Genomic DNA, 16,937 nt, shown 5'->3' with positions numbered 1-16,937 from the left:
CCTTCGTGCTGACGCGGGCCATCTACGGCGCCATGCGCGCGGCGGTGCTGGAGGGCGTCGATTTCCTGGAGAGCCGTCAGTTCGAGGACGAGCTGGTGCGGCTGGGCCGCGCCTATCTGCGGTCCTAGCGCACCGGCCGCCGCACGGCCCAGGCCAGCAGCGCCGCCGACAGCAGCACGCCGCTCATCACCAGCCCGAAAGTGATCAGGCCTTCGCGCGTGGCGCGGGCCTCGGCGCGGGCGGTGAACGGGCCGGCCTTGGCCTCGGCGAGGGCCGACAGTTCTTCACGCACGAGGTCGTCGGACATGTCGGTCTCCTCAAAGGGCTGTTAGGGGCGCGGCTCCGGCGGCGGCGGGGCGATCGGGACGCCGCTGTTGGGGGGCTGAGGTTCGGTCGGCGGGGCAGGAACCGCCGTCAGCGGGGCCAGCGGCAGGCCGTCGGGGCCGATCTCGCCTTCGAGCGACAGGCCCAGGTCCTCCATCGGATCCTCCTCGACGGTCGGGGCGACCTGGCGGCCCAGGGCGGCCAGCATGAAGGCCTTCCAGATCTTGGCGGGTTCGCCGCCGCCGACCACGCCGTTCATCGAGCTGTTGTCGTCATTGCCGACCCACACGCCCACCACCAGGTCGTCGACGTAACCGACGAACAGGGCGTCGTGATAGTCCTGGGTGGTGCCGGTCTTGCCGAAGGCGCCGGGGATGGCCGCTTCCAGGCCCGTGCCGCGATGGGTGGCCGAGCGCAGCAGGTCGCGCATGTTGGCCAGCACCTTGGGGTCATAGGCGGTGGTCTTGGGCTTGTTGAAGCTGTCCAGGCCGTGGGCCACGACCGGATACTCGCCGGCCGCCACCGAGGCATAGGCCGCCGTCAGGCGCGTCAGGCTCATCGAGCCGGTGCCCAGGGCCATGGTCAGGTCGTCGGGGATCTTTTCGGTCACGCCCAGCTGGCGGGCGACCTTGATCACCTTGGCCGGACCCAGGTCGTGGGCCAGGCGCACGGCGGCCACGTTCGACGAGGCGGCGAAGGCGGTGATCAGCGGCACCTCGCGGTCGCGATACTTGCCCTCGTGGTTCTTGGGCATGTAGCCGCTGACCTGCACCGGCGTGTCTAGGATCGGGCTGGTCGAGGTCATGCCCGATTGCAGGGCGGCCAGGTAGACGAACAGCTTGAACGACGAGCCCGATTGGCGCTCGCCGTCGGCGCGGTTGAACTGGCTGGTCTTGTAGTCGCGGCCGCCGACCATGGCGACGACGCGGCCGTCCTTGCGCATGGCCACCAGGGCGCCCTGGGTGATGTTCAGGACCTTGCCGTCGCGGGCGATGTAGTCGTTGAGGATCCGCTCGGCCTTCTCCTGCATCTCGGGATCCAGGGTGGTCTTCACGATCGTCTCGCCGTAGCGGGCGCCGATGGCGGCGCGGGCCTGGGGCAGGGCCCAGTCGGCGAAGTACGAGCCCGTCGGCAGCTTGTCCTGGGCCTCGACCGGCGAGACGTCGCCGACCGCATCGGCCTGCGCCTGGGTGATGGTCTTGGTCTCGACCATGGCGCCCAGCACCACGCGCATGCGCTCGCGCGCGCCTTCGATATTGTTGGTGGGGGCGAGGCGCGAGGGGGCCTTCACGAGGCCGGCCAGCATGGCGGCTTCGCCTACCGACAGCTGCTCGGGCTGCTTGCCGAAATAGTGCCGGGCCGCGGCGCGCAGGCCAAAGGCGCCGTCGCCGAAATAGACCGACGACAGGTAGCGCGACAGGATCTCCTTCTTGGAGAGGCGCGCCTCCAGATAGACGGCGATCATCGCTTCTTGCGCCTTGCGACGCAGGTTGCGGTCGCTGCTCAGGAAGGCGTTCTTGGCCAGCTGCTGGGTGATGGTCGAGCCGCCTTCCGACACGCCGCCCGCCTGGGCGTTGCGGCCCAGGGCGCGGGCGATGGCCTTCGGGTCGACGCCCATGTGGCTGTAGAAGCGGCGGTCCTCGATCGAGACGAAGGCCCCGGGCACATAGTCCGGCAGCTTGGCGACGTCGATCGGCGCTTCCTTGTACGAGCCCCGGCGGGCGATCGGCGAGCCGTCTTCGGCGACCAGCACGATGGCCGAGTTGTTCAGCGGCTCCAGGGCGCGGCTTAGCGGCAGCGACCAGAACAGCGAGGCGAAGAGCACGATCACCAGCACCACGGCGGCGGCCGCGCCGATCAGCCAGGCGGGGCGCTTCCAGATCGGCGGCTTCTTCGGCGTTTCCGGCTCGGCCGGGGAGAGGGCGGCTTCGGGGACCGCTTCGACGGCTTCCGGCAGCTCGGTCTCGGCGGGCTCGGGCGGAGCCTCTTTCGGGAGCGCTTCAGGCTCGGCGACCAGTTCTCCAACGGCGGGTTCGGCCGGGGTCTCGGGCAGCACCGCCGCGTCGGTCATCGCGGCCTTGGCGCGCGGTTTCCGAGGCTTCCTGGGTTTGGGCGCCGAAGTCTCGGGTTTTGGGGTCTCGGGGACGGTGTCGTTCGGATCGTTGGGATCGGACATGAGACTCGGCGCTCGCTTCGGGCGCAGGCCCTCAACCGTGGTCGGGCTCAATACCACAGGGCCAGGACAAGCCAAGCGCGCTGAAAGGGAAGTTTTTGCGCCCCACGCCCTTGAACCGGATTTGTCCGACCATAGATGGAAACCCGTGAGGCTGTTGGCCTCTGCCCTTCCTGGGGCGTTTCCTCCCTAACTCCTTCAGCCCGGACGGTTTCGCCCGGGCTTTTCTTTTGCCCGTTATTCCGCAGCAACCGCGATGCCGCCGAAGCGCTGGGCGCGGGCGGCGCTGGAGCGCAGGTCCGAGAAGCTCTGGGCCACCAGCGGATAGTCGGACGGCAGGCCCCACTTGGCGCGGTACTGGTCGTCGGTCAGGCCCAGCTGGTTCAGGTGCCGCCGCAGCGAGCGATAACGGCGGCCGTTCTCGAAGCTGACGATGGCGTCCGGGGTGACGCTGGCGGCGATCTCTTCGGCGGTCGGCGTCGAGATCGGCAGCGGCGCGCCGGACGGACCCGCGAAAACCGCCTCGAGGGCGGCATAGGTGCGGGCCGTCAGGGCCGGCAGATCGTCGGGCGAGACGGTGTTGTTGCTGAGATAAGCGCACAGAACCTGGGTGGCGATGTCAGCGGCGCGTTCCTGGGCTTTGTTCATCTTGTTGCTCTCATTGAAGAAAACCCGGGAGCGCGGTGAGGCGCTCCCGGGAAGGCGGGTGGGATTAGTGGGCGAGGGCCGCGCGCAGGCGGTCTCCGTAGGCGCATGAGCTGGGGAGCTCGACATTCACCCCGGCCCGGGCCTTGCCTTTCAGCCAGTCGCTGAGGGCCTCGGCGACGGTGTGGTCCAGGCTGGTCAGGCCGCGGGTATTCAGGCGAACCCGGCCCTTGTTCGGCGCGCCGTCCAGGACCTTGGCGATCTTGGGCAGCTGGATGAACGTGGCCGCGCCTTCCAGTCGGATCTCGCTCTCGTCCTCGCTCAGACGATGCTGGGCGACGCTGAGGCGCATCTTGTTCAGGTTGGGGATCAGCTCGAGCAGGGTCAGGGCCATGCCGACCAGCACGCCGGTCAGGAGGTCCGTGGCCACGACCATGGCGAAGGTCGCCGCCCAGATCAGGGCCGGCAGCAGGCCGTAGCGCGCGAACAGGTGGCGCACGTGCTGCAGGCTGACCAGCTTCCAGCCCGTGACGACCAGCACGCCGGCGAGGGCGGCGCTGGGCACCATGCGCAGGAGCCAGGGCAGCAGGGCGACGAAGGCCAGGATCCAGACGCCGTGCAGAATGGCCGACATGCGGCTCATGGCGCCGGCCTGGACGTTGGCCGAGCTGCGCACGATCACGCCGGTCATCGGCAGGGCGCCGACCAGGCCGCACAGCAGGTTGCCGACGCCCTGGGCGCCCAGCTCCTTGTTGTACTTCGTGCGCTCGCCGTCATGCATGCGGTCGACGGCGGCGGCCGACAGCAAGGTCTCGGCCGAGGCGATGAAGGCCACCGCGATGGCGGTCACCAGCAGCGTCGGATCGGCCATCTTGGCGAAGTCGGCGACACCCGGAACGGCGATCGCCGCGGCGATCGACTCCGGCACGACGATCTTCTTGACGTCCAGGCCCAGGACCGTGGCCAGCACGGTGCCGGCGATGACGCCCAGCAGGGCGCCCGGAACCAGCTTCAGGGCCTTGGGACGGAACTTCTCCCACAGCAGGATCGAGCCGATCGTCACCACGCCGACGGCCAGGGCGGCCTCGACTTGGGTCAGGGTCGCGAACTGCACGCCAGCCAGGGCGCCGGGGATGGCGGCCAGGTTCTGCAGGCCGTGGGCCTTGGGCGAGTCGCCGAACAGGACGTGGAACTGGCCCGCTACGATCAGCACGCCGATGCCGGCCAGCATGCCGTGCACGACGGCCGGCGAGATGGCGCGGAACCAGTTGCCGAGCTTGGCGGCGCCGGCGATCAGCTGGATCAGGCCGGCGACGACCAGGATCGGGCCCAGCATGGACAGGCCGTGCTTGGCGACGATCTCGAAGACGATGACGGCCAGGCCGGCGGCGGGACCGCTGACCTGCAGGGGCGAGCCGGCCAGGGCGCCGACGACGATGCCGCCGATGATGCCGGTGACCAGGCCGCGCTCGGCCGGAACGCCGGAGGCGACGGCGATGCCCATGCAGAGGGGCATCGCCACGAGGAAGACGACGATCGAGGCGATGAAGTCACGCGACAGGATCGTGCCGAAACCGGGCTTCACGCTCGAAGCGCCGTTCGGGGAGGAAACGGCGGGAGCGGTCATTCGGCGGCGATGCCCAGGTGGTCGGCGGCGACCATGCGCTTGGCCGGACGTTGGGCCACGGGCAGCGGCGCGCCTTCATAGACTTGCTCGAACTGGCCGGTGTCGCCGTTGTAGGCTTGGATCTGACCGGTCTCGATCTCGAAGAACCAGCCGTGCAGCGTCAGCTTGCCCTGGGCGATGGCCGAGGCCACCGACGGGTGGGTGCGCAGATGATTGATCTGGACCACCACGTTTTCCAGCGACAGGGCGCGGGTCGTGCCGTGCTCGTCCAGGCCGTGATAGGCGTTGCAGACGACGCTGTGGGCGGCGTGGGCGTGGCGCAGCCAGGCGGCCACGTTCGGCATCTTTTCGAGGGCCGCCGGGTTCGAGAACGCCTTCATGGCGCCGCAGTCGGAGTGGCCGCAGACGACGATGTCGCGCACGCCCAGGGCCATGACGGCGTATTCCACGGCCGACGAGACGCCGCCGTTGGCTTGGCTGAACGGCGGGACGATGTTGCCGGCGTTACGGCAGACGAACAGGTCGCCCGGATTGGCTTGCGTGATCAGCTCCGGCACGACGCGGCTGTCGGCGCACGAGATCATCAGGGCCGAGGGGCTCTGGCCGTGGCTGGCCAGACGCTCGTAGAGCGCGCTCTGGGCGGGGAAAACCTGGCCGCGAAACAGCGCGGCGCGTTCGAGAAACTGTTCCAAGGCAACCTCCGTACAAGTAGCCGCCACGACGCCTGGAAAAGGGGGGAAGGGCGTCGCGGCGGGCGTCTAGCGGGCAGAGCCCGACGCATGTCGAAGGTCGTTTCCGGGTTTTGCTGCGTTGCAGCGGCTTTGTGACAAAGGATGTCGGGAATGGCCGCGCTCGCGGTCCCCGGAACACTCCAATCCCGCCTTCCTAGGCCTTGTGCCTAGGACCCATGGAACGGCTGGAAAACGGCGTTTCAGAGGGACGCACCGGCCGTGTGGCGGGCATGCGGCGGTTCATCGGCAGCGGTGCGATGGGTCCTGGGCACAAGGCCTAGGAAGGCAGATTTCTGGTTTGTTGCTGGAGCTGGAGCGCTCAGAGCGCCGGCAGCCGCAACTCCACCCGCAACCCGCCTTGCGGCCGGTTCTTCAGCACCAGGGCGCCGCCTTCGCGCTGCAGGATCTGCTGGACGATGGTCAGGCCTAGGCCCAGGCCGGCGGTGTTTCTGGCGCGCGCGCTGTCCAGGCGGTGGAAGGGCTGCAGCACCTCGGCCAGTTCGTTCTCGGGGATGCCCGGACCGTTGTCCTCGACCGCCAGCACCGCCGTGCGGCCCTCACGGGTCAGGCTCACGGCCGCGTCGCCGCCATAGTGCAGGGCGTTCTCGACAATGTTGCTGATCGCCCGCTTCAGCGAAACGGGGCGGGCATGGACCGGCAGGTGGTCGAAGCCGGCATAGGTGGCCTGGCGCTCGGAGTCGGCGGCGTCGTCGACGACGGTCATGGCGATGGCGGCCAGGTCCATGCGGCGCTGCGGCTCGGGATCCTCCTGGCCGCCCAGATAGGCCAGCAGCGAGTCGAGCATGGCCGTCATCTCGTCGACATCGGCCTCCAGCGCCTCGCGGGCTTCGGCGTCCTTCACGAAGCCGGCCCGCAGGCGCAGGCGCGACAGGGGCGTACGCAGGTCGTGGCCAACGGCGGCAAGCGCCTCCGTACGCGCCCGCAACAATCCGGAAATACGGTCCTGCATGGCGTTGAAGGCCTCGGCGACCAGCTTCAGGTCGCGAGCCCCGCTCTCGGAGATGCGCACATGGGCGCCTTGCCCGACCTTGTCGGCGGCCTCGGCCAGGGCGCGCAACGGACGGCTGAGATTGCGCAGCACCAGGGCTGCCGCGGCGATGACGCCCAGGCCCAGGATGAAGGCCGAGCCGACGCTGCTGAGCAGCACCGCCCAGGGCGCGGCGCGGATCTTGGTCTTAAGGGTCAGCCAGGAGCCGTCGCGCAGACGCAGCGACGCCTTCAGATAGGTGTCGCGCGGCAGGGCGTGGTCGGTGTCGGCGTTCAGGCGCAGGTCGCGATCGCGCAGGGCGGGCTCGGCCTCGCGCAGGCGTTCCTTTAGCTGGTTCTCGGCCGGGCGGTTGCGGTCGATCAGGTGGGGCAGGGGCGACCAGGTCAGCTCGGTGGCGCGATTGGAGATCATCGCCGCCTCGGCCACGCGTTCATTGGTCGGACCGGTCTTCAGAATCGTTTCAGCCGCGACCAGCTGTTCGGCTGCGCGGCGGATTTGGTTGTCGCGATTGGGGTAGAGCCGACTGTTCTCGAACAGGATCGAGCTGCCGACGAATTCCAGCGCCACGGCCAGCATAAGGACCAGGGTGACCTGGCCGACCAGGCGCTGCGGCCACAGCCGCAGCAGCTTCATCGTCGCTCCTGCTTCATCGCCGCCCCAGATACCGACGCCAGTTATCGACGTTCGACGGGGGCGGTGAAGATATAGCCCACGCCGCGCACGGTGCGAAGCAGGGCCTCGGCCTGGCCGGTGACGGCCAGCTTGCGACGCAGGCGGCTAACCAGCACGTCGATGCTGCGGTCCGAGGCGTCCGAGAAGCGGGCGCGCGACATCTCCAGCAGGCGCTCGCGGCCGATCACCCGCTGGGGCGAGCTGACGAAGGCCAGCAGCAAGTCGAACTCGGCGCCTGACAGGTCGACGAAAGCGCCGTCAGGCGACAGCAGTTCACGGCGACCCGGATCCAGGCTCCAGCCGGCGAAGGTCATCTGCTGGTGGCCGCGCGGCTGGCTGGACTGAGCCCCAGCCTGGGTGCGGCGCAGGATGGCGCGGATGCGGGCGATCAGCTCCTTCTTGCTGAAGGGCTTGCCGATATAGTCGTCCGCGCCCAGCTCCAGGCCGATCAGGCGATCGGTCTCGTCGTCGCGGGCGCTGAGCATGACGATCGGCACGTCGCTCTCGCGGCGGATGCTGCGGCAGATGTCGAAGCCGTTGCTGCCGGGCAGCATGACGTCCAGCAGGATCAGGTCGACCTTGTTGGTCTCCAGCACCCGCGCCATTTCGGCGCCGTGGCCGGCGCTGAGCGGCTGGAAACCTTCCTCGCGCAGCAGGCGCATCAACAGGGTGCGCAGCGCGGGATCGTCCTCGACGATCAGCACAGAAGGCGCGAGCGGCGCATTCGCCATCTCACGCGGTAGAGCGATCGTTCCGTGACCTGAAGAATCCATACGCCTGGGCTACTTAAGCGCGGCAGGGCCGCAGACAAGGTCATAGCACAAGGCTTTGACCGAAAACGGGGAAAGTGGGGTCGCCCTCGCGTGCGGTTTGCAGGTTAGGGGTTGCACGCGAGGGCGGGACCGCCGGGGGCTCAGATCCCCGACGATCGTTCGGAAGCCGGGCCTAGCTGGCGCGGCAAGCCTTGTCCTTCTTCTCGGCCTTGCCCGTCTTGGACGCGCAGTCGGCCGAGGCCTGGGTGTTGGCGGCGGCGGCTTCGGCCTTCTTCTTGGCGGCCGCCTTCTTGGCGACCTCCTCGGTGAAGGTCAGGCCAGTGCCTTGCGGGCCGGCGAAGGCCGGGGAAGCGACGACGCAGGCGGCCGCGAGGGCGAGGGAAGCGAGAACTTTCATGGGAGACTCCAGAGGGCGTGGGCTTAGCTGCCCGAGGCCGTGTCGGCGGCCGCCTGGGCGGCGGGCAGGGCGCGGCGGTAGGTATCGACGGCCTTCAGCAGGCCTTCGATTTCAGCGTGGGTGATGGCGGTGCGGTGCTCGTAGCCCTTGGGCGAGGTGAGCTTGTAGGCCCACGCGCCCGGCTTGGCGGCGGCGCTGCGCAGCTCGGTCTCGGAAATGCTGAACGAGACTTCCTCGCGGCAGACTTCCGGGGCTTCGAAGAAGAAGCAGTGGCTGGCATTGTCGCGGATCTTGGTCAGCGGCGCTTCGACCGGCCACTGGCTGGTCTGGTACGACACCTGGCCGTAGTTGCGGATCGCGCCCGGGTACATAACGGTCTGGCGCACCTCGAAGCGGGTGGCGCCCGAGCGCTTGTCGACGAAGGCGCGCAGGTGGTTGTCGCTGGCCGGCGACTTCAGCAGGCCCTGACCGGCGCGGAAGCCATGCTCCGAGCTGATCACCGTCTCGATGTCCAGCGGATCATCGATGACCTGGGTCTTGGCGTGGAAGTGGTCGGCGGTGAGGGCGGTCTGCTTGGCGGACAGCTTGACCGGCTCGGCGCCGGCCGACCCGGCGACAGCAACGCCGCCAACGAGGGTCAAAGCCAACAAAATATTACGGGTCGTCGTCATCCAATTTCTCCCGGCAGCGGCCGCCCTGGGGGGCGAGCGGCCCTGCTACGGGTCTGAGATTGGCGACGCCGCCTTTCGGCTCTGCATCGCGTTCGTGACAAAGCATGACAGGCTAAGCTGTCGCCGGAATCCCTTACAGTTTCAGCTTCTCGGCGATGACCGACCACGGAACGAGCTTGAAGTTCTGGTGCTCGGGCGGGGAAATGTTACGGCCGTCCTGGGCGACGAACGCCCCGCCTTCCAGGCCCGCGCCTAGGGGCGCGCTGGTCACGTCCAGGCCGTCGGTCTCGGAGATTCCGTCGATCGTCTTGGAGCCATCGGCGGTGACCGCGAAGCTGCCGACATAGGCGTTGTCACCCTCGCGGCGGAACACGGCGTAGGTGTTGTTGCCCTGGCTGGACACCACCAGGAAGCCCTTGCCGCCGGCTTGGGCATAGAGGCCGATGCCTTCCAGGTCGTCCTTCAGGGCGGGGTTGTCGGCGATGCGGGCCACGGCCGTCTTGGCCGAGCCGGCCTTGGCGTCGGCGCCCAGTCGCCACAGGGCCACGTCCTCTTCGGCGACATAGAGCGCGCCGGTCTGGTCGTCGGCGACGCAGCCTTCGGTCTGGGTGTCGAAGCGCATGTCGCGGACAGCCTGTGCCTTGACCTTGCCCGCCGGGGTGGCGATCAGCTTCCACTGGCGCACCAGGCCGTCGGGGTCGCCAACGAACACGAAGGTCCCGCCCTTGCGGTCCTGGTACATGCACAGGCCGTACGGATCGGAAAGGTTCGTGGGCTGAACACCGTCGGCGACGTTGCTCAGCAGGCGCGTCTGCGGATCGATCGTGTAGAGCGCGATCGACTTGTGGGTGCGGTCGCTGGCGGCGATCAGGGTGACGGTCTTGCCGCTCAGCTTGAAGCCGCCGCGCAGGTCGACATTGTTCATCTTGCCGTCGGGCAGGAACTGCAGGCGCTGGCCCGACAGGTCATAGACGGCTAGGCCGCCCTTCTTGTCCGTGCCGATGATGGCGCTTTTGCTGGGATCGGTCGGGTGAACCCAGATCGCCGGGTCGTCGGCGGCGTCGCCGTCGTGATCGACCGGGACGGTCTCCATCGTGGCGTGGACTAGCGCGACCTTGCTCTTGGGCGTGGCCGGGGCGTCGACGCCGGTCGGCAGCTTAAGGCTGGCGGCGATGTCGGCCCAGGACAGGATCTGGCTGTGGGCGCCTTGCTTGCGGTCGTCGGCGATCAGCAGGGCCCCGGCCGGCAGGCTGGCGCCGACGGGCGCGCGCAGGCCGAACAACGCCGAGGGGTTCTCGATTGCGCCGGCCTTGAAGCTCCCCAGGAACTTGTCGCCCGCGCTTCGGTCGTAGACGTTGAAGTCGCCCGCGTCGGTATTGGCGGCGACCAGATAGTTGGCGCCCGCGCCGCCGTCCACGATCGCCAGGCCCCCGACCTCGCCGGCGATGTGGCCCAGGCGGTTGATGTCGACGATGGTCGGGACCGGCTCGGCTTCGGGATCGGCGTCGTAGCGCCAGATGCCCACGGCCTGCTGGGCGACATAGAGCGCGCCCGTCGCGTCGTCGGCGACGCAGAACTTGGCTTCGGACGACAGGCGCAGGCGGCGCACGACGCGGCCGTCCATCTGGCCGCTTTCCGTCGGGTAGAGCAGCCACTGGTCCAGCTGGCCGTCGCGGCCCATGGCGAAGGCGTACAAGGCGCCGTCGCGGGCGCTGCGATGCAGGCACAGGCCTTCGCCGGAATAGCCTAGGGCCAGGGGCTTGGCGTTCAAGGCCGAGACCTGGCCGCTGGCATAGTCGCGGGCGAACAGGCGCAAGCCGCCGGACTGGCTGTCCAGCACGGCCAGGATGGCGCGGGCGCCGTCTTCACGGGCGTCGACGGCCTCGACCTCGCCGCCGGGGACCGAGGCGATGCGCTGGCCGTCCAGGCCATAGAACTCCAGCCCCGCCAGTTCGGCGCTGGCGGCGATCACGCTCTTCTTGGGATCGGTCGGGTCGCGCAGCAGCACCACGCCGTTGGCGCCGCCCTGCGCGGTTGGGGCGGTGGCGCCCACGGGCTGGACTTGAGCCAGGGCCGGCGCGGCGATGGTCAGGGCCAGCAGGCTGGCGGCGAGTTTCAGGCGGTTCATGGCGGCCCCTCCGGTCACGTTTGCGAGGCGACCCCCTAGACGGCGGGCCCTGACGCCTGGCTGACGAACCGCGTCATATGAACGGCGTCGGACACAGGGCGATGACAGCCAAGCTTCCTCGATACGGGGACGCGAAACGTTCAAGCCTGCTCGCCCGCGTTGTGCGCACGTATGGAACCGATAGTCTCAGATTGTCAGTGATCATCTCGGGGCGGATATGATCGAGGGGGCGCCGAATACGGCCGAGGCGTTGAGGGCGACGATCGTCGACCGCTACGACGCGCTGAGCGAGCGCCAGCGCCAGATCGCGCGCTTTGTCCTGGACGAACCCAACGCCTTCGCGCTGGAGACGGTGGCTGTGATCGCCGAGCGTTGCGGCGTGCAGCCTTCGGCGATCGTCCGCTTCGCCAAGAGTTTCGGCTATCCGGGCGCCAGCCAGATGCAGCGGCTGTTTCGCGACAGTCTGCTGTCGGGCCAGGCCCCCGGGCTGGGCGAGCGTGTACGCCATTTCGACGAGGGCGCGGGTCGCGAGGTGCTGGAAGCGTTCGTCGAGGGCGACGTCCAGGCGCTGCGCAATCTGCTGTGCACGGTGGACGAGGCCAACCTGCGCGCTGCCGCTCGAATGATCGCCGAGGTCGAGATGGTCTATGTCGTGGGCTTCCGGCGCTCGTTCCCGGTGGCCTCGTATCTGGCCCATGCCCTGCAATATGCCGGCAAGCGGGCGTTCTTCGTCGATGGCATGGCCGGGCGAGTGCGCCAGCAGGTCCAGACGATCGGGCCGCGCGACCTGCTGATCGCCGTCAGCAGCCATCCTTATGCCGAGGAGACGATGCAGGCGGTCGCGGCGGCAGCGCAGCAGGGCGCCCGGATCCTGTCGATCAGCGACAGCCCGGCCAGCCCGATCGCCGCCTCGGCCCAGCTCGTTTTGCCGGTGCGAGAGGCCGAGACGGGATCGTTCCGCTCTGTGGCGGCCTCGATCTGCCTGGTCCAGGCGTTGGTGTTCGGCTTTCCCGCCGACCCCGCGGGCGAGGATCGCCTGGGCCCAGAGCTCGTCTCGCCGACCTGAAGCGTTGCGGCGCGTCAGGGGCGTGTCAGGATGGCTGTGGAATCGTCGTGCCCATGATCCTGTCCCGAACCCCATTTGTCAGCCTGGTGGTCATCGCCTTGACCGCCTCGACCCTGGCCGCCACCAGCGTCGCGGCCTCCGACGACCACAAGAAGCAGAGCCACGAGGCCGCGCGCCAGGCCCTGCTGCGCAAGGAGGTCCTGCCGCTGACCCGCATCCTGGCCATCGCCGCCCAGCGCGTGCCCGGCGAGGTCATCGAGGTCGAGCTGGAGCAAGGCGACCATGGGCGGCTGAAGTACGACCTGAAGATCCTGGCCAAGTCCGGCCGCATCCGTGAACTGGAGCTCGACGCCAAGACCGGCGCGACCCTGAAGCTCGAGGACGACTGAGTGCGAGCGCTGGTCGTCGAGGACGATCCCGTCGTCGGGCCGGACTTGGCCAAGGCGCTGGCCGCCAGCGGCTTCGTCGTGGACCTGGCGCGCGACGGCGAGGAGGCCTCGTTCAAGGGCGAGGTCGAGGACTACGCCGTCGTGATCCTGGACTTAGGGTTGCCGCGCCTGGACGGCCTGTCGGTGCTGCGTCGCTGGCGCAAGGACGGCCGGGCGTTCCCGGTGCTGATCCTGTCGGCGCGCGGCGACTGGACCGAGAAGGTCGAGGGCATCGAGGCCGGGGCCGACGACTACCTGGCCAAGCCGTTCGAGATGGGCGAGCTGCTGGCCCGGGCGAGGGGCCTGGTGCGCCGCGCCGCCGGCCGCGTCTCGCCGACGATCGAGGCTGGACGCCTCTCGCTGGATACCCGTCGGATGTCGGCCACCCTCGACGGCGCGCCGGTCAAGCTGTCGCCGCTGGAATTCCGCCTGCTGGACTGCCTGGCGCACAATCCCGGCCGCGCGGTCTCGGCTGGCGAGCTGGCCGAGCAGCTCTACGGCGTGGCCGACACCGCCGACGCCAACGCCATCGAGGCCCTGGTCACCCGCCTGCGCCGCAAGGTCGGGGCCGACGTGATCGAGACCCGCCGGGGCTTTGGTTATCTGCTGGCCGGGCTGGCCGCGTGAAGGGAAGGTCGCTGCGAGGTCGGCTGATCGCCAGGGGTATGTTGGCCATCCTGGCGGCTCTAGCGGTGTCGTGGCTGGCCATGACCTGGCTGTTCGAACGTCACATCGAGCGCCGGGAGACGGCGGAGCTGATCCGGACGGGCCAGATGCTGGCGGCTTCGGTTCGGCTGGAGCCGACCGGAGCGCCGGCGGTCGAGGCGACGCCGACCGATCCCCGGCTGCGCAAGGCCATGGGCGGCCTCTACTGGCAGGTTTCGACACCGGCGGGCCTGAAGACCTCGACCTCCCTTTGGGACCAGACGCTGAGGGCGCCGGAGGCCGCGCCAGCCGATGACTGGGGCTCGCGCATCGCTGCCGGGCCGTTCGGCGACCGCCTGCTGTTGGTCGAGCGATCTGTGCGGCCCGATCGCAACGGCCCCGCCGCGCTGATCCAGGTGGCCAGCGACGAGAAGGGCCTGCGGGCGGCGCGCCAGGAATTCGGTCGCGATCTGGCCCTGTTCCTGGCGGGCCTGTGGGTCGTGCTGTCGGCCGCCGCCGCTTTGCAGGTGACCCTGGGCCTCGCGCCTTTGGCCCGTGTGCGCGACGACCTCGCCCGCCTGCGCAAGAGCCCATCGGCCCGGATGTCCGACGAACATCCACAGGAAATCGCTCCGCTGGCCGAGGCGATCAACGCCCTGGCCGAGGCGCGGGAAGGGGACCTCGCTCGGGCCCGCCGCCGGGCCGGCGACCTGGCCCATAGCCTGAAGACGCCCCTGGCCGCGCTGTCGGCCCAGAGCCGTCGCGCCCGCGAGGCTGGCGCCGCCGAGGCCGCTGACGGCTTGGACGCCGCCATTGCCGCCGTCTCCTCCGCGCTGGAGGCGGAGCTGGCCCGCGCTCGCGCCGCCGCTGCACGGGAAGCGGCCTTCGCCGCCGAAGCCGCGCCGCTTGCCGTGGCTGAGCGCCTGGTGGCGGTGCTGGAGCGTACGGCCGATGGCGAACGGCTGATCTTCGACGTCGAGATCCCCGTCGAACTCCGTGTGCCCGTATCCGAGGACGCGGTGACCGAGATGCTGGGCGCCCTGATCGAGAACGCCGCCCGCTTCGCCCGTCGCCAGGTGCGGGTCTCGGGCGAGGCCGGCGTGCTGCGGGTCGAGGACGACGGGCCGGGCATGGACGAAGGGCGGGCCGAGGCGGCCCTGGCGCGCGGGGCGCGGCTGGACGAGGCCGGCCCGGGTCACGGACTGGGCCTGGCCATCGTCCGCGACCTGGGCGAGTCTTCCGGCGCCGTGCTGAGCATGGACCGCTCGGAGCTGGGCGGCCTGCGCGTCACCATCGCCTGGACGGCTTAAAGCTTCATCGACAGCTCGACATCCTCGGCGAACGGCACCGAGATATAGCCGGCCATCGGCGAACGAACGCGACCCAGATAGTCCGGGGCGTAGTCGGCATTGTCGGCGATGATCAGCGCGCCCGGCTTCAGGCGGCTTTCCAGCAGGGCCAGGATCTCGGGATAGAGGGCCTTGGCGCCGTCCAGTAGGACGAGGTCGATCCGGTCGGGCAGGTCGCTGGCCAGGGTCTGCAGCGCGTCGCCTTCACGGATCTCGACCAGGTCGGCAACGCCGCCGGCGATCAGGTTCTGGAGGGCGCGCTCGGCCTTGGAGGGTTCGAACTCGGTGGTGATCAGCCGACCGCCGCCATTGTCGCGCAGGGCCGCGGCCAGGTGCAGGGTCGACAGGCCGAACGAGGTCCCGAACTCGACGATCGTCGTGGCGCGGATACCGCGGGCCAGCATGTAGAGCAGGGCGCCCGTTTCGCGCGACACGGCCAGGGGATAGGCCTTGAGGCGGTCATAGAGCTCGCGATACTCGGTCTTGCTGCGCATCAGCCGGGAGTGCTCGTCCTCGGTGACGTGGGCGAAGGCCGGATCGTTCATGGGCGAGGCCTCGTCGGCCTCTGTGAACAGGCGCTCCAAGAGGGGCGCGATGGGGGCGGTGGTCAGGGTCGTCATCGGGGTGTCCGAAGTAGGAAGAGACGCGATCTTGCGTCGGTCCCGAAAATACGAATAATCCGTCGGGTTCCGGTATTCGCGTTGCAAGGCTGCCGATGACCGATCGCCCAACGCCCCGAATTTCCTCACGAAAGCTGCCCCAGCAGGCGCGCTCGACCGAGCTGGTGTCGGCGATCCTGGAGGCCGCTGTTCAGGTTCTGGCCAAGGAAGGCGCCCACCGTTTCACGACGGCGCGGGTGGCCGAGAAGGCTGGGGTAAGCGTCGGCTCGATCTACCAGTACTTCCCCAACAAGGCCGCGATCCTCTTCCGTCTGCAGAGCGACGAGTGGCGCGAAACCACGGATCTGTTGAAGGAAATCCTCGGCGACGCCTCCAGCCCGCCGCTGGAACGCCTGCGGGCCCTGGTCATCGCCTTCATCCGCTCCGAGTGCGAAGAGGCCGAGGTGCGAGGCGCCTTGGACGACGCCGCGCCGCTGTATCGCGATGCGCCCGAGGCCCAGGAAGCCCGCCTGTCGGGCACCCAGACCCTGCTGGACTTCATGATCGAGCTGATGCCCGACACGCCCGACGCCGACCGAGCTCTCGTGGGCGATCTGATCTCCAACACCTTGAAACAGGTGGGGAAATCGTTCTCCGAGACCCCGCGTACCGAGGACGAGATCGAGGCCTATGCCGGGGCCATGGCCGACATGTTCCAGGCCTATCTGGTGTGGATCGGCTGGAAGAATCCCAGGGCCTCGGACCGTCGCAAACCGATGATCTGACGCTTTCATCGCGTTTCTACGGCGTATCCAGCAATTTCAGGAAGTTAGCGAGCGTTGCTGAGACCTCGCCGCGCCGCCAGACCAGGCCGGTTTCCAGCTCCGGCACCGCGCCGGCCAGCGGGATGTAGCTGACCCCGGTGCGGGCCATGTTCCGCAGCGAAGCCGGGACCAGGGCGATGCCCAGACCGCTGGAGACCAGGCTGATAATGGTCTGCATCTGGATGGCTTCCTGGACGATTCTGGGCACGCCGCCCAGGGCCGCGTAGTAGCCGGTGACCAGATCGTGGAAGGCCGGCGCCACCTGCTTGGGGAACAGGATCAGCGGCGAGGCCAGGACCTCGTCCGTGGCCAGCCGGTCGTCACTGGCGATGCGGCCCTCGTCGATCCAGGCCGTGGGGACGGCCGCGATCAGCGGCTCGCGCAGCAGGCGGCGATAGTCCAGTGGCGGCGGCAGGGCCTGGTCGGCGGGCGGGATGATGATGCCGGCATGGCGCTCGCCGGCGACGAGGGCGGGGATCTGCACGTCGCTGGTGGCCTCGAACAGGCGGATCTCGACGTCCGGATAGCCTTGCGAATAGCGCCGCACCAGGGCCGGCAGGACGCTGTAGTCGGCGGTGCTGACGAAGGAGAGAGTGAGCAGGCCCGTCTGGCCGTCGCGGATACGGCGGGCCGTGGTCGGCAGCTCGTCCAGGCTGTCCAGCGTCGCCAGCACGTGGGGCAGCCACTGCTCGCCGAAGGCGCTGAGCCGCACGCTGCGCTTGGAGCGGACGAACAACGCCGCGCCCAGGCTCTTCTCCAGCGCAATGATTGATTGGCTGAGCGGCGGCTGGGTCATGCCCAGGCGCTCGGCGGCCCGGCCGAAGTGCAGGGTGTCGGCGACGGCGGCGAAATGGCGAAGCGGGCGGACGTCCATTT

The 16,937-nt window shown here is 69.1% G+C and carries 18 protein-coding genes; 6 read left to right on the top strand and 12 right to left on the bottom strand.

From position 1 onward, the window contains the following. The first annotated feature begins 5 nt into the window (after positions 1-5). Positions 6-128: a hypothetical protein gene (locus J7528_RS13475; RefSeq protein WP_291875146.1), complete on the top strand. Its 123-nt coding sequence runs from the start codon at positions 6-8 to the stop codon at positions 126-128. On the opposite strand, the gene J7528_RS13470 is transcribed toward J7528_RS13475, so the two are convergent. The 10 genes from J7528_RS13470 to J7528_RS13425 all read right to left on the bottom strand — a co-directional run bounded on the left by J7528_RS13470 (position 125) and on the right by J7528_RS13425 (position 11,150). Beyond that, on the bottom strand, positions 125-307 hold the full coding sequence (locus tag J7528_RS13470; RefSeq protein WP_291875144.1) for a hypothetical protein: 183 nt from the start codon (positions 305-307) through the stop codon (positions 125-127). The two genes, J7528_RS13475 and J7528_RS13470, sit on opposite strands and share 4 nt — an antisense overlap. A gap of 21 nt (positions 308-328) precedes the next feature. Beyond that, positions 329-2,500, bottom strand: a complete 2,172-nt coding sequence (locus J7528_RS13465; protein WP_291875142.1) for a transglycosylase domain-containing protein — start codon at positions 2,498-2,500, stop codon at positions 329-331. Positions 2,501-2,734: 234 nt separating this feature from the next. Then, entirely contained in the window at positions 2,735-3,145 is a 411-nt protein-coding gene (locus tag J7528_RS13460) for a MucR family transcriptional regulator (protein ID WP_291875140.1), read from the bottom strand. A 64-nt stretch (positions 3,146-3,209) separates the two neighbouring features. Further along, positions 3,210-4,727: a SulP family inorganic anion transporter gene (locus J7528_RS13455; RefSeq protein WP_291875139.1), complete on the bottom strand. Its 1,518-nt coding sequence runs from the start codon at positions 4,725-4,727 to the stop codon at positions 3,210-3,212. A gap of 38 nt (positions 4,728-4,765) precedes the next feature. Continuing rightward, positions 4,766-5,461: a carbonic anhydrase gene (locus tag J7528_RS13450; RefSeq protein ID WP_291875137.1), complete on the bottom strand. Its 696-nt coding sequence runs from the start codon at positions 5,459-5,461 to the stop codon at positions 4,766-4,768. Between the two features lie 358 nt (positions 5,462-5,819). Beyond that, a complete protein-coding gene (locus J7528_RS13445) occupies positions 5,820-7,142 on the bottom strand; it encodes an ATP-binding protein (protein ID WP_291875135.1) in 1,323 nt (440 codons plus the stop codon). Between the two features lie 41 nt (positions 7,143-7,183). Further along, positions 7,184-7,885: a response regulator transcription factor gene (locus tag J7528_RS13440; protein ID WP_291875133.1), complete on the bottom strand. Its 702-nt coding sequence runs from the start codon at positions 7,883-7,885 to the stop codon at positions 7,184-7,186. A gap of 241 nt (positions 7,886-8,126) precedes the next feature. Further along, on the bottom strand, positions 8,127-8,351 hold the full coding sequence (locus J7528_RS13435; protein ID WP_291875131.1) for a hypothetical protein: 225 nt from the start codon (positions 8,349-8,351) through the stop codon (positions 8,127-8,129). Between the two features lie 23 nt (positions 8,352-8,374). After that, positions 8,375-9,022 carry a hypothetical protein gene (locus tag J7528_RS13430; protein ID WP_291875129.1) on the bottom strand — a complete coding sequence of 216 codons (648 nt, stop codon included), beginning with the start codon at positions 9,020-9,022 and terminating at the stop codon, positions 8,375-8,377. A gap of 133 nt (positions 9,023-9,155) precedes the next feature. Next, on the bottom strand, positions 9,156-11,150 hold the full coding sequence (locus J7528_RS13425) for a phytase (RefSeq protein WP_291875125.1): 1,995 nt from the start codon (positions 11,148-11,150) through the stop codon (positions 9,156-9,158). Between the two features lie 217 nt (positions 11,151-11,367). On the opposite strand from J7528_RS13425, the gene J7528_RS13420 reads away from it, so the two are divergent. Genes J7528_RS13420 through J7528_RS13405 form a run of 4 tightly spaced genes read left to right on the top strand, consistent with a single transcriptional unit; the run spans position 11,368 to position 14,599 of the window. Continuing rightward, positions 11,368-12,216 carry a MurR/RpiR family transcriptional regulator gene (locus J7528_RS13420; RefSeq protein WP_291875123.1) on the top strand — a complete coding sequence of 283 codons (849 nt, stop codon included), beginning with the start codon at positions 11,368-11,370 and terminating at the stop codon, positions 12,214-12,216. A 53-nt stretch (positions 12,217-12,269) separates the two neighbouring features. Beyond that, on the top strand, positions 12,270-12,605 hold the full coding sequence (locus tag J7528_RS13415) for a PepSY domain-containing protein (protein WP_291875121.1): 336 nt from the start codon (positions 12,270-12,272) through the stop codon (positions 12,603-12,605). After that, positions 12,606-13,271, top strand: coding sequence for a response regulator transcription factor (locus J7528_RS13410; protein WP_291875118.1), 666 nt, complete (start codon positions 12,606-12,608; stop codon positions 13,269-13,271). Beyond that, positions 13,268-14,599, top strand: a complete 1,332-nt coding sequence (locus tag J7528_RS13405; RefSeq protein WP_291875115.1) for a HAMP domain-containing sensor histidine kinase — start codon at positions 13,268-13,270, stop codon at positions 14,597-14,599. The genes J7528_RS13410 and J7528_RS13405 overlap by 4 nt, the downstream gene beginning before the upstream one ends. On the opposite strand, the gene J7528_RS13400 is transcribed toward J7528_RS13405, so the two are convergent. After that, positions 14,596-15,258 (bottom strand): O-methyltransferase, encoded by a 663-nt coding sequence (locus J7528_RS13400; protein ID WP_291875112.1) that lies wholly within the window; start codon positions 15,256-15,258, stop codon positions 14,596-14,598. The two genes, J7528_RS13405 and J7528_RS13400, sit on opposite strands and share 4 nt — an antisense overlap. A gap of 95 nt (positions 15,259-15,353) precedes the next feature. Here J7528_RS13400 and J7528_RS13395 point away from each other — a divergent pair, with 95 nt between their 5' ends. Further along, a complete protein-coding gene (locus J7528_RS13395; protein WP_291875110.1) occupies positions 15,354-16,022 on the top strand; it encodes a TetR family transcriptional regulator in 669 nt (222 codons plus the stop codon). 16 nt (positions 16,023-16,038) lie between these two features. Here the strand turns inward: J7528_RS13395 and J7528_RS13390 are convergent, their stop codons facing one another. Beyond that, positions 16,039-16,935 carry a LysR family transcriptional regulator gene (locus J7528_RS13390; protein ID WP_291875109.1) on the bottom strand — a complete coding sequence of 299 codons (897 nt, stop codon included), beginning with the start codon at positions 16,933-16,935 and terminating at the stop codon, positions 16,039-16,041. Positions 16,936-16,937: the final 2 nt, after the last annotated feature.

Source organism: Caulobacter sp. (genome assembly GCF_017744445.1).
Taxonomy (GTDB): Bacteria; Pseudomonadota; Alphaproteobacteria; order Caulobacterales; family Caulobacteraceae; genus Caulobacter.
The sequence above is the reverse complement of the archived record's forward strand: the minus strand, read 5'-3'. Positions and strand labels throughout refer to the sequence as shown.

Coding starts and splice junctions, on each gene's coding strand:
- J7528_RS13415 (WP_291875121.1), top strand. CDS start 12,270: ATGATCCTGTCCCGAACCCCATTTGTCAGCCTGGTGGTCATCGCCTTG.
- J7528_RS13390 (WP_291875109.1), bottom strand. CDS start 16,935: ATGGACGTCCGCCCGCTTCGCCATTTCGCCGCCGTCGCCGACACCCTG.
- J7528_RS13470 (WP_291875144.1), bottom strand. CDS start 307: ATGTCCGACGACCTCGTGCGTGAAGAACTGTCGGCCCTCGCCGAGGCC.
- J7528_RS13420 (WP_291875123.1), top strand. CDS start 11,368: ATGATCGAGGGGGCGCCGAATACGGCCGAGGCGTTGAGGGCGACGATC.
- J7528_RS13400 (WP_291875112.1), bottom strand. CDS start 15,258: ATGACGACCCTGACCACCGCCCCCATCGCGCCCCTCTTGGAGCGCCTG.
- J7528_RS13435 (WP_291875131.1), bottom strand. CDS start 8,351: ATGAAAGTTCTCGCTTCCCTCGCCCTCGCGGCCGCCTGCGTCGTCGCT.
- J7528_RS13430 (WP_291875129.1), bottom strand. CDS start 9,022: ATGACGACGACCCGTAATATTTTGTTGGCTTTGACCCTCGTTGGCGGC.
- J7528_RS13395 (WP_291875110.1), top strand. CDS start 15,354: ATGACCGATCGCCCAACGCCCCGAATTTCCTCACGAAAGCTGCCCCAG.
- J7528_RS13425 (WP_291875125.1), bottom strand. CDS start 11,150: ATGAACCGCCTGAAACTCGCCGCCAGCCTGCTGGCCCTGACCATCGCC.
- J7528_RS13460 (WP_291875140.1), bottom strand. CDS start 3,145: ATGAACAAAGCCCAGGAACGCGCCGCTGACATCGCCACCCAGGTTCTG.
- J7528_RS13445 (WP_291875135.1), bottom strand. CDS start 7,142: ATGAAGCTGCTGCGGCTGTGGCCGCAGCGCCTGGTCGGCCAGGTCACC.
- J7528_RS13465 (WP_291875142.1), bottom strand. CDS start 2,500: ATGTCCGATCCCAACGATCCGAACGACACCGTCCCCGAGACCCCAAAA.